This is a genomic window from Vagococcus sp. WN80Y, assembly GCF_059621045.1.
The window spans coordinates 46,074-61,171 of the sequence record NZ_JCAQHY010000168.1; the positions used below are offsets into that span (position 1 = coordinate 46,074).

13 protein-coding genes are annotated in these 15,098 nt (G+C 36.6%); 12 read left to right on the plus strand and 1 reads right to left on the minus strand.

Features of this window, described 5'->3' with window-relative positions:
• Positions 1–161: 161 nt before the first annotated feature.
• The 12 genes from AC5KOD_RS16940 (at position 162) to AC5KOD_RS16995 (ending at position 13,514) form a co-directional block, all read left to right on the plus strand.
• Positions 162–1,001 (plus strand): hypothetical protein, encoded by an 840-nt coding sequence (locus AC5KOD_RS16940; RefSeq protein WP_496915760.1) that lies wholly within the window; start codon positions 162–164, stop codon positions 999–1,001.
• 27 nt (positions 1,002–1,028) lie between these two features.
• Complete coding sequence (locus tag AC5KOD_RS16945; RefSeq protein ID WP_496915761.1) at positions 1,029–2,597, plus strand: glucosaminidase domain-containing protein; 1,569 nt, start codon at positions 1,029–1,031, stop codon at positions 2,595–2,597.
• 18 nt (positions 2,598–2,615) lie between these two features.
• Positions 2,616–4,106 carry a hypothetical protein gene (locus AC5KOD_RS16950; RefSeq protein ID WP_496915762.1) on the plus strand — a complete coding sequence of 497 codons (1,491 nt, stop codon included), beginning with the start codon at positions 2,616–2,618 and terminating at the stop codon, positions 4,104–4,106.
• A 98-nt stretch (positions 4,107–4,204) separates the two neighbouring features.
• Positions 4,205–4,906: a GntR family transcriptional regulator gene (locus tag AC5KOD_RS16955; RefSeq protein WP_496915763.1), complete on the plus strand. Its 702-nt coding sequence runs from the start codon at positions 4,205–4,207 to the stop codon at positions 4,904–4,906.
• Between the two features lie 118 nt (positions 4,907–5,024).
• A complete protein-coding gene (locus tag AC5KOD_RS16960; protein WP_496915764.1) occupies positions 5,025–6,323 on the plus strand; it encodes a PTS sugar transporter subunit IIC in 1,299 nt (432 codons plus the stop codon).
• Between the two features lie 55 nt (positions 6,324–6,378).
• A complete protein-coding gene (locus AC5KOD_RS16965; RefSeq protein ID WP_496915765.1) occupies positions 6,379–6,654 on the plus strand; it encodes a hypothetical protein in 276 nt (91 codons plus the stop codon).
• Positions 6,651–7,733 carry a DUF871 domain-containing protein gene (locus AC5KOD_RS16970; protein ID WP_496915766.1) on the plus strand — a complete coding sequence of 361 codons (1,083 nt, stop codon included), beginning with the start codon at positions 6,651–6,653 and terminating at the stop codon, positions 7,731–7,733. Before AC5KOD_RS16965 ends, AC5KOD_RS16970 begins: the two co-directional genes overlap by 4 nt.
• Positions 7,734–7,768: 35 nt before the next feature.
• The gene (locus AC5KOD_RS16975; RefSeq protein WP_496915767.1) at positions 7,769–8,878 is read left to right on the plus strand and encodes an amidohydrolase/deacetylase family metallohydrolase; all 1,110 of its coding nucleotides are present in this window, start codon (positions 7,769–7,771) and stop codon (positions 8,876–8,878) included.
• On the plus strand, positions 8,865–9,962 hold the full coding sequence (locus tag AC5KOD_RS16980) for a DgaE family pyridoxal phosphate-dependent ammonia lyase (RefSeq protein WP_496915768.1): 1,098 nt from the start codon (positions 8,865–8,867) through the stop codon (positions 9,960–9,962). The genes AC5KOD_RS16975 and AC5KOD_RS16980 overlap by 14 nt, the downstream gene beginning before the upstream one ends.
• A 23-nt stretch (positions 9,963–9,985) precedes the next feature.
• A complete protein-coding gene (dagF, locus tag AC5KOD_RS16985) occupies positions 9,986–10,726 on the plus strand; it encodes a 2-dehydro-3-deoxy-phosphogluconate aldolase (protein WP_496915769.1) in 741 nt (246 codons plus the stop codon).
• Positions 10,727–10,737: 11 nt separating this feature from the next.
• The gene (locus AC5KOD_RS16990; protein WP_496915770.1) at positions 10,738–11,748 is read left to right on the plus strand and encodes a sugar kinase; all 1,011 of its coding nucleotides are present in this window, start codon (positions 10,738–10,740) and stop codon (positions 11,746–11,748) included.
• A gap of 338 nt (positions 11,749–12,086) precedes the next feature.
• Positions 12,087–13,514, plus strand: coding sequence for an APC family permease (locus AC5KOD_RS16995; protein WP_496915771.1), 1,428 nt, complete (start codon positions 12,087–12,089; stop codon positions 13,512–13,514).
• A gap of 32 nt (positions 13,515–13,546) precedes the next feature.
• Here the strand turns inward: AC5KOD_RS16995 and brnQ are convergent, their stop codons facing one another.
• Positions 13,547–14,899: a branched-chain amino acid transport system II carrier protein gene (gene brnQ / locus AC5KOD_RS17000; RefSeq protein ID WP_496915772.1), complete on the minus strand. Its 1,353-nt coding sequence runs from the start codon at positions 14,897–14,899 to the stop codon at positions 13,547–13,549.
• Positions 14,900–15,098 lie beyond the last annotated feature (199 nt).

Below are 15,098 nucleotides of genomic sequence, written 5' to 3' on the forward strand. Positions count from 1 at the left end.
CAAGTAAGTATTCATTTTTTTTTGAAGTCTTTACTATACACAAGAAAAATAACTCTCACAAAACTAAACAAATTGGAGTTATTGACATAACATTTATTTTAAACAACTTAAGCAATGAATTAAGTATGTACATTGCTGACTATTAGAGAGGTGGAGTAACTGTGTTTAGAAAAAGAAAAAAAGCCGATGATTATTATGACGACTATTATTATGATGATGACGATTACTACGATGATTATTATTATGAGGATGATGAAGATGATGTACCTGAAAAATCAAATTCAAAATCATCATCAAGTTTTTCTGGAAATAGTAACTTAGAAAAAGAGCTTGCTGAAAAGAAAAAAGAAATTGAACAATTGCGTCAAGAAAAAGAAGAGTTGGCATTAAAGTTCTCATCTGTTCAAGCTCTACCTAAACACTTCCAACAAGTTGAGGAAGATAATGCAGTGATTCAAGCCGCATTGGAAAAAAGTCGACAAGAAAATAATGAGTTACTTGTTAAAGTACAACATGCGAACGAAGTGAGTGCACGTGCTGAGGCAAATGCTCGTCAATTCCAACGCGAAATTAATGTTAAGCAGACTGAAATTGATCAGTTGACTGAAAAATTATTGAATGTCCAAGCAGAGGTTCAACCAAACCAAGAGTTTGAACAAGAAAAAGTTGCTTTATTGCAACAAATTAAAGAGTTAAATAACGAATTATCTAAAGCAAAAGAACAGTTATCTGTTAAAGCAGACGATGATGGTATTTCAAAAGAAGATATCGCTGAAGTTATGCTAGAAGCGAAATCTAAAGCTAGACAAATTGTTGATCAAGCTAATTTTGATTCACGTCGTATCGTGAGTGATGCTGAACGTGATTTGCAAAATATTTCTCAGGATGCACGTACTTTGTATCAGAAGATTTATTCAACTAAGAGTGACTCAGAAATGATCTTTGAAGAATTATTAAGAAAATTAACCATTCTTTCTGACATTGAAAGTAGTGGTGAATAGGAACTACAGAAAAGAGGAACATAGGACATGTCGAACAAAAAAACAAAAGGTGCATTGCTTCGAGAACTAGGTGCAAAAGCTAGTGTAGGAATGTTAGTCATTTCTGCGTCTACGCCAGCGTTAGAAGTATATGCTAACCAAACAACTGAATCTTCATCTAAGGCGGTAGCGTCTAGCTCGGAGAAAACGGGATCAAGTACAGTTGAGGTACCTCCAATTGAGAGTTCGTCTATTCCAACTCCTAGTGAAAGTAGCTCTGAAGTACCGGCGCCGGAGCCAAGTACTAGCTCCAGCTCATCAGTTACACCAAGTGAAAGTAGTTCATCAAGTACAGGCCAAACTAGTAGTTCTAGTTCGACATCAACGTCATCTAGTTCTACTAAACCAACTATCCCGCCTTCAAGTAGCCGTCCTGGTTCCTCAAGTAGTGTTAAACCAGGAGGAGCAACATCAACGACTAGTAGTTCAACTAGTGCTAAGTCCACTGGAACCAGCTCTTCGAGTGGGGGAGCTATTAAAGATGGTTCAATTGTTTATAGCAAAAATCAAAGTACTGAAGAATTTATTAATAAAATTGGCAAAGATGCTAGTCAGATTGCCGATAAAAATGATATTTATGCCTCTGTAATGATTGCACAGGCTATTCTAGAGAGTGCTTCTGGTAACAGTACTTTAGCACGGGAACCTAACTTTAATCTTTTTGGAATTAAAGGATCTTATGAAGGGGCTAAAGTGGGAATGCCGACTCTTGAGGATGACGGCAAAGGAAATATGTATACTATTACCGCCAACTTTAGAAAGTATCCTTCTTATAAAGAATCACTAGGTGACTATGCTGAACTAATCAAGGGTGGCGGATCAGCCAATCCTTTGTATAAAGGAACTTGGAAAAGTGAAGCTAAAACTTATCGTGATGCTACTCTATTTTTAACTGGACGTTATGCGACTGATACGCGTTATAATCAAAAATTAAATGGCTTGATTGAGACCTATGATTTACAACGATTTGATAATGTTGAAAAAGTCAAAACAAAAGTTAAAGTTACTCGCCATAAAGTAGCGAAAGATGAAACTTTATGGGAAGTCTCTAAAAAATATGGTGTAACAATTGCTCGAATTAAAGAATTAAACAAGATGAGTGAGAAGGATTCTAGTTTGACTCCTGAAAGTTTAATTGTAGTTAAACGAGAGAAGTATGAAGAAAAAGAGGCGACAACTGAAAAAGAAGCAATTGCTAAAAAAGTAGCGACTGCTGCGACAACAAAATCATTGTTAGCCCAAACAAAACTAAAAAAAGAATTACAACTTGAAAAAGAAGCAAAACAGTTAGCTTTATTAAAAGCTAGCCAGATGGGAACGGCTATGTCTAACGCTGTGCCATCCGCTTTATTTGAAAGTAAAACATTTAAAATAGCTGGTAAACAAGTGAAATCAGATAAAACTCATTATGTAGAAAAAAATGAGTCAATTACGGATATTTCTAAAAAAGTAGGTATTCCAGTAGCTAAGTTAGTAGCTTGGAATAATTTACAAGACAGTATTTTAACAGAAGGACAAGTCTTAATTATTGACAGTCCATTGAATAGTCAAATTTAAGACGAGAGGATGAGGTTGGTGAACAATAGAATAGAAATATCCGTCTACCAACATCCAACGTTTGAGGAAGGAATTGTTTTATTCCAAGAAGATACCCTATCAAAGTTATTAACGCAATGTGAGACTATCTTCTTAAAAACGAATCCGAAAAGTAAATACCCTAGAGCTGAAGTTGAGAGACGCTTTTCTCAGCTTCTTCAGGCTGTGTCTTTGGAAAAGAGCTTGAGAATTAGGTTGGAAGACGATAACCTAGCGTGGGATGGTCTATTAGCTCAGCTGACACGTTACTATCCTCAAATGGTCTGGACACTTGGTAAGAAGATCGCTGAGTCAGAATGCGAGTACTCTTTTGAATTTATACCTTTAGTCGTTAATCAGAATGGTTTTCCTTTTGGAACAACGTTATCACAGTCATTGATTCAACAGGGTGTGCCAGAAGACGGGGATATCATTGAAGAATGGGAAAATGATTTAGCTTATATTGTTGATGATTTCTTAAACAGTGATGATCAACTTGAGACAAGTGATGCGTGGGAGGACGAGAATCAAGAGAGTGATTCGACTTTTTCTGAGTCGGATGATTCATATAATTATTACGACGTTCAAACAACATCTGATTACAGTAATCAACAAGAGATAACTAGTGAACCAGAGTATGTTGAAATCTCTCGGGTAGCTGAGCCGATTTTTGTTGAACCAGAAGTAAATTATGAATCAGAAGAATTCGTGACGATTGAAGATGCGACAGCTGATGATCTTTCTGAAACTAATGAAGAAGCAATGCTTAAAGCTGAAAATGATCATTTGAAGTTGGAACAAGAACGCTTAAGAGCGTCTAATGTTAAACTACAAGAAGAGATCACTGCATTGAACGAGCGAGCAAATGAAATTCAGAGCCAACATAATGTTTCTACGACGACTACAACGGAATTAAACAAACAGGCGCTATATTATGAAGAGGCGTTACGTCGTGAGCGAGACTCAAAAGAGCGAATGCGTGTTGCTAAAGACAAACTTGAGCACTTAGTAAGCCGTCTAGAACGTCAAGTGACTGAAAATAGTTTAACAGTAATTGAAGGGGAAATTCCTTATGTTGAACGAAAAGATGATTGGTATAAGAAAAAACAAATTGATGTTTTGGAATACGATCAACTTTATCAGAAGGCGCGTTATTTAGAGCATACTTGGCAAATTAATCAACGATTAATCGTTATTAGCGAGCGCTTGACGATTGATGAAAGTGAAATGAAATACGAGCGTGAGCGTGTTAATCGTTTGAAGCATTCAACTAAAGACATTGAGTTATTTGTCATGATGGATGAATGTAAAATGATCAATGAACGTGTGAAAGTTCGACAAGGCTTTTTGTGGGTTAAGCCACGTGTTACTATTATGACGGCTGATTATGAAAATTTGGTAGAAAAAGCGGCTTATTTTGATGTCATTCAATCTGAGAATCAAATACTTGAGCGAATCATTGAAGAGCACGTTGAAACATCGGATTCATAGGAGTTGGCAATTTAGAGAGATTAAATCTCTCTTTTTTTGTATAATAGAAAGTGACAGATGTCATGTTAGATAATAAAGGGATGGTATGAGGATAAAATATGAAACGTAAAAGTGTGCTTTATATTGATATTGCTGATCAAATCAAAAATGATATTCAGAATAATGTATACCCTGTCGGCAGTATGTTGCCGACTGAGAAAGATTTTGAGACGACGTTTGAAGTTAGTAAAATAACAATTAGAAAAGCGATTGAAGTGTTGGCTTTACAGGGCTATGTAGAAAAAAAGAGTGGTAAAGGAACGACGGTTATTAGTAATCGTTTATTTAATAAACTTTCAAAAGGTGATTCTTTTTCTTCAATTTTAGAAAAAAAAGGACTGATACTGGAAAAGAGAATCGTTGATATCGAAAAAGTTACATTAGACAGTCATCATAAATTTGCAGCCATTTTTGGTAGTCGAGCTACAAAGGTTACGAGAATGTATTTAATTAATCAGGTACCTTACATTATTTTTAATCATTATCTGCCCGCTAAGGTAACAAAAGCTATGAAAGATAAGATTGAAAAAGCTTCGATGTATCGAATATTGGCAGAAAATGATTTTTTGGTTGATCACTTTAATGATCAATTTTCTGTAAGTATTTTGGGGGCAGAGGAGAAAGTTCTTTTAGAGACAGAGGAAACTCATGTTATGAAGCGTGTCAGAACCTCTTATGATGAAAATGATCAAGTAATTGAGGTGTCAGTTTCACTTTATAATACTGATATTCACCCTTATGAAATAGAGTTTGAAATTTAGGCTTAGAATCAGAAAGCGAAAAGGAAACTTTTTGCTTTTTTATTTTACTTCTAAACATTATAATGTTATTATAAATATCGTAGTATTGTGAAATTATTATTTTTAAAGGAGAGCAGTTATGAATAAGTTAATGGATTTCTTAGAAGCAAAAGTAATGCCAGTTGCCAATGTTATTGGCTCACAAAGACACATGATGGCAATTAGAAAGGGATTAATTGCCACGATGCCGCTAATTATTGTTGGCTCATTTTTTACAATTTTTCTTAATTTCCCAATTCCGTCAATTGCAGCGATGATTGAGCCTTATAAGCCAATGTTAGATACGCCTTTTCGTTATACTGTCGGTATTATGTCTCTTTACGCTACATATGGAATTGCGACTAACTTAGCTAATAGTTACAGTTTGGATGCAATGTCCAGTGGTTTCTTAGCAGTTTTAGCCTTTTTGATTTCTTCTGTTAAGCCAATTCAAGTGATGGAAGAAGTGCCTGATGTTATTGGCGCAGGCCGTTATATTAATATCGCGAACTTAAGTGCAGCTGGTTTGTTTGGTGCAATGGTATCGGCTATTATAGCAGTTGAAATTTTTAATTTTATGAAAAAGCGTGATATTACCATTAAAATGCCGCCAGGTGTACCACCGGAAGTATCAAACTCATTTATTGCGTTATTACCAGCTTTAGTGGTTATCATTTTCTTTTGGTTTATCCGCTATGTCCTAAATTTTGATATTAGTTCTTTCTTAAGTAATTTGTTGATGCCAGCTAAAGCGATTCTGGCTGGAAATAGTTTATTTGGTGGTTTATTGACAGTCTTTTTGATTACATTCTTCTGGGTATTAGGGATTCACGGGCCAGCAATCATGGGTCCTGTTATTCGACCATTCTGGGATATCTCTATTGCTGAAAATATTGAAGCTTTTGCAGATGGTGCCAACGCGCATAACATGCCAAATATCTTTACAGAACAGTTTTTACAATGGTATGTATGGATTGGTGGAGCGGGAATGACGCTTGCACTAGTTGTCTTAATGATGTTTTCTAAATCAGATTCTTTAAGAAGTTTAGGACGTTTATCGTTCTTACCTGGATTATTTAATATTAATGAACCTGTTATTTTTGGTGCACCGATTGTTATGAACCCAATTTTAGGAATACCTTTTATTGTTGCCCCATTAGTAACAACAACTCTATCTTACTTCTTAACAATTACTAATGTTGTTCCAATGATGGTCAATAGAATGCCATTTACGATTCCTTCGCCGATTGCAGCTTGGATGAGTACCGATTTTAGTATTCCAGCGGCGATACTGGTTATTGTCAATTTTATTATTAGCTTAGTCATTTATTACCCATTCTTTAAAGCGTTTGAAAAACAACAATTGGAAATAGAGGCCGAAGCGGCGGCTAACGCGTAAAAAAATAGTAGTTTTAGTGTATAATAATGAATGATTCTTAACGAGGAGGATAACGATGACTTATTTGGGATTTATTTTATTGATTGGATATTTTGGTGGTAGTCTGTATGTATTGGAAAAGCGGCCAATTAAGCTAAAATTTTTAGAGATAATGGATAAGAAACGTTATCCCCTAGTTATTTTAATTGGAATTGGTTTGATTTTCATTTTCGCTTTAATAGGTGCAGTAGCCCCTTTTCTTAAATTGTTTAGTAGTGCAGGGACTATTTTTATTGCGAGTTATTTGGTTTATAGATATCGTCAAGGAATAGATAGGAGGATGAAAGGATGAAAAGACGTTTAGGAGTTTCTATTTATCCAGACCATAGTGAGTTTGAACAAGATAAGACTTATTTAGAGAAGGCTGCTAAATTAGGGTTTTCACGAATTTTTATGAGTATGTTAGAGGTGACGGACGGTAAGGATGCTGTTAGAGAAAAGTTTCAACGGATTATTAATTTAGCAAAATCATTAGGTTATGAAACGATTTTAGATATTGCACCAGCAATCTTTGAAGAGTTAGAAATTTCTTATGATGATTTAAGCTTTTTCCATGAATTAGGAGCAGATGGCATTCGCTTGGATGTTGGTTTTGATGGCAATAAGGAGGCAATGTTAACATACAATTCATTTGGGTTGGCAATCGAATTGAATATGAGTAATGATGTGGCTTACTTGGATAATATTTTAACCTATCAGGCTAACAAGCCATTTTTATACGGGTGTCATAATTTTTACCCACAAGAGGGAACGGCTTTACCTTATGACTTTTTTGTTAAATGTAGCGAACGCTTTAAACGTCAAGGCTTAAAAACGGCTGCGTTTGTCAACTCCCAAGTTGGAGCAATTGGTCCTTGGGATATTAACGATGGTCTGCCAACACTGGAAATGCATCGTCATTTACCAATTGAAGTTCAAACGAAACATTTATTTGCTACGGGTCTCATTGATGATGTGGTAATTGGCAATGCTTATGCCTCTGATGCAGAGTTAGCAGCAATGGCTGCTGTTAATCGGTATCAACTAGAAGTAAGTGTTGACTATGTTGAAGCGGTTAATGAGGTGGAAAAAGAAATTGTTGAAAAGCCTCAGCATTTTAGACGTGGGGATATTACCAGTCAAGTGATTCGTTCAACAGAGGTTCGTAAAAGATATGCTAAAGAAGCTAATCCAGCTCATGACAATCAACAGGTATTTAATCGTGGAGATGTCGTTATTGGGAATGATGCATTCGGTAAGTATAAAAATGAATTGCAAGTTGTTTTAGAGAGACACGCAGATGAACGGAAAAATTTAGTTGGAACAATTGCGGAAGACGAGTTGATTTTGTTAGATTTTATCTTGCCTTGGAGTAAGTTTCGCCTAAAATAAATTGTAAGAAGAGCTTAGAACAGGGAGTGAGGTAGATGGACTACGATTTACTCGTAAAAAATGGTAAGTTGATTGACGAATCGCCGATTGAAATTGGAATAAAGGCCGGAAAAATTGCGGCAGTAGGACCTTATCTTACAGGTGATGGGCAGGAAGTTTTGGATTTGAATCGGCAAAGTTATGTATCTGCTGGTTGGATTGATGGACATGTTCATTGTTATGAAAAAATGAGTTTGTACTATGATTTCCCAGATGAAATTGGCGTGAAAAAAGGGGTAACTACTGTGATTGATGCGGGGTCTACTGGCCCTAAGAATATTGGTGATTTTTATGAGTATGCTCAGAAAGCTAAAACTAACGTTTTGGCTCTAGTCAACATTTCTGAGTGGGGGATTATTGAGCAGGACGAATTGGCTGATTTGTCTAAAATTAATGAACAATTGATTCATGAGACATTGGTCAAATTCCCTGATTTTGTGATTGGAATGAAGGCTAGAATGAGTCGAACAGTTGTTGGGAATAATGGGATTATTCCATTAGAGATGGCAAAAAAAATCCAACATAACAATCATGATGTTCCATTAATGGTTCATATTGGTTCTGCTCCACCTGAATTATCTGAAATTTTATCTCGTTTGGAAGCTGGAGATATTGTCACTCATTGCTTTAATGGCAAGGAAAATGGCATTTTAGGAAGCGACGACATGATTAAAAAATTTGTATGGGATGCTTATAATAAAGGGGTTATATTTGATGTTGGCCATGGCACAGATAGTTTTAATTTTCATGTGGCAGAGGTTGCCCTTAAGGAAAAAATGACTGCGGCCACAATTAGTACAGATATTTATCATCGTAATCGTGAGGATGGTCCGGTTCATGATTTGGCGACAACAATGGAGAAGCTATTAGAGGTAGGTTATGAATTGCCAGATTTAATTGAGAAGGTTACGTCTAAGCCAGCAGAATTTTTCCATTTGAAACACAAAGGTCAGTTGGAACTTGGTTTTGATGGTGATTTGACTATCTTTACTTGTGAGAGCTATGATAAGACGTTAACAGATTCTAATGGTAACCAACGAGTGACGCATACAGAGATAAGACCAGAAAAAGTCGTTATAGGAGGAATTGTTTATGACAGTGAGTAGTTATGAGAAATACAAGTTAAAAGAAGTCATTAATGCCTCAGGTAAGATGACGATACTAGGCGTGTCAAAAGTGTCTGAAAGAGTTCAAGAAGCACAACGTTTAGCGGGTGAAAGCTTTTATGAAATGAGTGATTTAGTTGTAAAGACTGGTGCGTATATCTCTAATTTATTAGGAACTGAGGATGCTGTTATTGTTTCGAGTGCTTCAGCAGGGATTGCTCAAAGTATTGCAGGCATAATTGGGCAAGGAGATGCGTATCATTTATATCATCCTTACGAAGACCGTGGAGAAAAGCGTGAAATCATTTTGCCAAAAGGGCACAATGTTGATTATGGGACAGGTGTTGATGTAATGGTCGTCCAAGGTGGTGGTAAGCTGATTGAAGCTGGTTACGCCAATATGTGTTCGCCAGAGCATATTGAGATGATGATTACTGAAAAAACAGCGGCGATTCTTTATATTAAGAGTCATCATACCGTTCAGAAGAGTATGTTGTCAGTCGCCGAGGCTGTGGCAGTTGCTCATAAGTATCAATTGCCATTAATCGTCGATGCAGCCGCAGAAGAGGATCTGAAAGTTTACAGCCAATTAGGGGCGGATCTTGTTATCTATAGTGGAGCTAAAGCAATTGAAGGTCCTAGCTCTGGTTTGGTTGTTGGAAAGAAAACTTACATAGAATGGGTTCGACTTCAAAGTAAAGGACTTGGTCGTTCTATGAAGATTGGAAAGGAAAATATTTTAGGATTTACCCAAGCTATTGAGGACTATCTAGCTTTTGGTTCTGAGAGTGGCGATTCTATGAAAGAGCGTCTAGTTCCTTTTTTGAGCGCTTTAAATGATGTTCCTAATCTATTAGCGAAAGAAGTTCAAGATGGTGCAGGACGTGCTATTTATCGCGCTGAAGTGATTGTTTCTGGAAAGCTATCTGCTAAAGAGGTAATTGATCAATTAAAGGCACAAAGTCCAGCTGTTTATACTAGAGAATATCGCGCAAATACTGGTATTATTGAATTTGATATTCGTGCAGTGAATCAAAAAGAAATGTCGCAAATTGTGAAGCGACTTTCTGAAATTATGTCGTAGTTTAAAGAAAGAGGGAATAATTGATGAAAAAAACACCCAATTATTATAAGGATCGAATTAGTTTAAATGTGTTAGCGAATTCAGTTGAAAACGCGGCGGCTTGCTATAAAGCGGCAGAAGGCAATGTTATTTTAGGCGTTTTATCTAAAAATTATGAGTCTGATGAAGCGGCAATTACAGATATGAAAAACTACCAAGAAGCAACGGATAATGCTTTATCAGTTGGACTTGGTGCGGGAGATCCTAATCAAAGCGATATGGTGACACGTATTTCAGGTGTTTTACAACCTCAGCATGTCAATCAAGTTTTCACAGGGGTAGGGCCATCGCGAGCGTTGCTTGGCCAAGGAGATACAATTGTTAATGGATTAGTTTCGCCAACAGGCAAGGTCGGTTATGTCAACATTGCGACAGGACCTCTTAGTAGCCAAGCGCCAGCCGCAGAGGTGACAATTGAGACTGCGATTACAATGCTAAAAGATATGGGAGGAAGCTCTATTAAATATTTCCCAATGAAAGGCTTGGACCATAAAGAGGAATATGTAGCAGTGGCTGAGGCGTGTGCTAAACATGATTTCTATTTAGAACCAACAGGTGGGATTGATTTAGAAAACTTTGAAGAAATTGTTCAGATTGCTGTTGATGCAGGGGTGAAAAAGATTATTCCTCATATCTATAGCTCAATTATTGATTCAGAGTCTGGTGATACTCGACCAGAAGATGTGGCTACCTTGTATCAAACTGTAAAAAAAATATTGGGTTAAGAGGCTAGCTGATGACAACAAAAAGGATTTTAGCTTTTGGTGAAGTCATGTTACGAATAGCAATGGATAACCACCAATTGCTTGAACAAACAAAAGATGCTCGCCTTAATTTCACTGGAACAGGTCTGAATGTTTTGAGTGGTATCAGCCATTTTGAACATGAGACAAGTTTGTTAACTCAGTTACCTGCCAATCGATTGGGAGATGCTGCTAAGGCCGAAATTCGCAAATTAGGTCTGTCTGATCGCTTGATAAAGCAAGATGGTAATCATATGGGGATCTATATTTTAGAACAAGGCTTTGGTAATCGTCCATCCGAAGTCACATATCTTGATCGAATTCACAGTTCCTTTGGCATTAGTCAATGGTCTGAGTTAGAAATAGAACAGGCATTGATGTCTCATGATTTGGTGCATATCTGCGGTATTTCTTTAATTTTGACTGAGCAATCGAGACGCGCAGCGTTTCATCTGGCTAAAGAGGCAAAAAAATTAGGTAAACAGGTTTGTTTCGATTTTAATTATCGACCAAGCCTCAATACTCAGCATGATTTAGCATGGGTTCGTGAGCAGTATCAGCAAATATTGCCTTATGCAGACATTGTCATAGGTGCTGATCGTGATTTAGTTGAACTGTTAGGAATTGATCAGGAGATTGGCTCAACTGATTTTGATTTGTTGTGTCAGACGTTTATCAATACCTATGATATTACTTATTTTGCTGGCACTTTCCGAGCTCATCGCGATAATCAACGTTATTTAAAAGGATTTGTTTGCTCTAAAATGGGTCTCGTCTATTCACAGGAGTATCCAGTTTACGTATTCGATAGAGTAGGAACGGGAGATGCTTATGTAGCTGGGATTATTGTGGCAGCAGTAGAGGGATGGACTGTTCCAGAAATGGTTGAGTTTGCTACAGCTAGCAGTGTTCTTGCGCATACTACTCTAGGAGATAGTCCAATTGTGACCCGTCAACAGGTCGAGATATTTATCAATAATCAAACTATTGATATTGTGAGATGATAAAATATATTTGACTTTGTTTTAGATGAAAATAAAGACTTTCAAATTAAATTTAGTTTGAGTTAAGAGTATGAGATAATAACCTAATTTAGGGTTATTGTCTCATACTTTTGCTTGTTTTTAGTGAATCCACCACAAAAGATGATAAGATAAATTTTTTTGGAGATTAGCTCTTCTATTAAAACTCGGAATTAATCCCATGAGACCTTCATTAAAAAGCGTTAATTAGAGTTGACGGTTCTTTGTAAATGAGAGTATTCTTTGAAGGTATAATGATTAGCTTTTGAGAAAATTCGTTAATTTTTTTAGGAGTTTCTTGAAGCAAAAAGGAGAGAATTATGAACGAAAAACAACTGCGTTGGTACAATATTGCCTTGATGGCTTTTGTTTCTGTTTGGGGTCTAGGAAATGTTGTTAATAATTACGCGCAACAAGGATTAACAGTCGTTGTCTCATGGGTGTTAATTATGGTCTTATACTTTGTTCCTTATGCCTTAAGCGTCGGACAGCTTGGCTCAACCTTTAAGGAGTCGAATGGGGGCGTATCATCATGGATTAAAGAAACATCGACTAAAAAGCTGGCTTTCTTTGCAGCCTGGACTTATTGGGTTGTCCATGTGCCTTATTTAGCTCAAAAACCTCAAGGGATTTTGGTGGCTCTTAGCTGGTTATTTAAGGGGAATGGTTCATTTGTTACAACTGTAGGTGCTTTTAAAATTTCGATGATTTGTTTGGTTATTTTTCTTTTATTCTTATGGATTGCATCGAAGGGCCTAACAACATTAAAAATGATTGGTAATATGGCTGGAACAGCTATGTTTGTCATGTCTATTCTATTTATTATTTTAGCTGTATCGGCACCAGGTATGACTGGGGCTGAGGTGGCAACACCGAATATGACTTCTGTTGCAACGTATATTCCGAAGTTTAACTTTGGCTATTTGACGACTATTTCTATGTTAGTATTTGCTGTTGGTGGGTGTGAAAAGATTTCACCGTATGTTAACAATACAAAAAATCCGTCAAAAGAATTTCCTAAAGGAATGATTTTTCTTGCAGGAATGGTCGCGCTTTGTGCCTTGTTAGGATCAATTGCGATGGGGATGCTATTTGATGCTAATAATATTCCAGACGATTTGATGGTAAATGGCGCTTATGAAGCATTTCAACGTTTAGGCAATTTTTATGGTGTTGGCAATGTCTTTATGATTCTTTATGCGATTGCTAATGCGCTAGCTCAAATTTCAGCCTTAGCCTTTTCAATTGATGCACCGCTAAAAATTCTTTTAGCTGATGCTGATCCAGAGTTTGTACCAAATTCATTAGCTAAGTTAAATAAAAAAGGAACACCAATCAATGGGTATATCATGACAGGTATTTTAGTGAGCATTTTGATTATTGTCCCCTCTCTAGGAATTGGCAATATGAGTGAATTATACCGTTGGTTATTGAATTTAAACTCAGTTGTAATGCCATTACGTTATCTATGGGTATTTTTAGCCTACATGTTAATCAACAAATATTCTAAACGATTTGTATCTGATTATAAATTTATTAAAAATCCCAAGATAGGATTTGCAGTCGGAGCATGGTGTTTCTTCTTTACTGCTTTTGCTTGTATTTTAGGGATGGTACCAAAATTGGACTATGCGGCTGATCCAACTGCTTGGTTATTCCAGTTGGCTTTAAATGTTATTACACCGATTATTTTCGTTGCTCTTGGTTTGATTTTACCATTGATTGCAAGACGCGTTAATCCGCAATAAAATTAGTAAAAAACCTGACTTTCATGTGAAGGTCAGGTTTTTTGTGGTTTTGATTGATTTAAGCTAATGATCCAGCTAACTATGAGAGCAAGGATGGCCGGACTCACCCAGCCCATATTAACCTCCGAGAAAGGAAGTAAGTTGTTTGATAGACTTATTAGTTGGTGAATACCTGGCAAGCTTCTAAATATTTCTGAGCCTGCTTTTAAGCCTTCAACGATACTGATGATAAAAGTGACACCAATTGTTAGTTGATAAACAAGTGATCGATGCTTAAAAAGCGGTGATAGAAATGCAAGCACGACCAAAACAATTGCCAATGGATACAGGAACATCAAAACGGGTAATGACAGCTTAATGATAGACGTTAGTCCAAAATTAGCAATGACACATCCGGCGATACTAAAAATATGTACATAACGACGATATGAGAGAGCTGGAAAAAGTTCGACAAATGTTTCACTACATGCTGTGATTAATCCGATAGCTGTTTTTAAACAGGCTAGAGTAACGATTATCGCAAGTAAAATACTACCAAAAGAACCAAAATAATGATGAGAAATTTGATTAAGTGCAATTCCACCATTCTCGGATATAGGAAAGACATTGGTGCTTGTAGCGCCCATATAAGCAAGACTTGCGTAGATAATACTCATCAAAATCAAGGTAACGATGCCCGATTTGAGTGTATCTTTGGCGATTGCGCTAGGCTTTGTGACACCTAAGGATTTAATACTATTGACGACAATAATGCCAAATGCTAAGGACGCAAGTACATCCATTGTATTGTAGCCTTCAATAAACCCTACAAAGAATGGACTAGGTTGATAGAGAGTTTGTGGGACTTGTTGGGTCATGTCTCCTAAAGGCTGAGTGAAAGCTTTAAAAATTAGTAGAGCTAGGAAAATTAGAAATAGTGGATTTAAAATTTTTCCAACCCATGTCATTATTTTTGCTGGGCGTAATGAAAATAGCCAAGCTAAAGCAAAAAAGGATAGGGAAAATAACAATAGACTAATAAATTGAAGATTAGCTGGGATATAAGGTGCGATCCCGATTTCATAAGAAACAGTACCGGTTCTCGGTAAAGCAAAGAAAGGGCCGATAGTTAGATAGAGTGCGACTGTAAAGAATAGGCCAAAAGCTGGATGTACCCGACTGGCTAAATCATAGAGGCCACTACTCTGAGAAAAGCCAATTGCCAAGACACCTAAGAATGGCAATCCAACACCAGTAAGTAGAAAGCCAAGTGTAGCAATAGGACTATTACTTCCTGCTAATTGTCCCATATGAACAGGGAAAATTAAATTACCAGCCCCAAAGAAAAGGCCGAAAAGCATTGATCCGATCGTTAAATAAGCAGAAAAAGATAGTTTTTTTGACATGATTAAATCTCCTCAATAAAAAGAGAAAGGCCGAAAAGAGATTCACTTTGAGATACCTTAAAAAAATTTGAAGTGATACTTTTGCTCTCGCTCTTTAAGCAATAATTCCTCATTGAGCATACTATGTTTACTTTGGTTTTTCAAGATTTTTTTAGTGATAAATTAATTAAGCAATTTATGAACAGAAAGTCAAATTTAT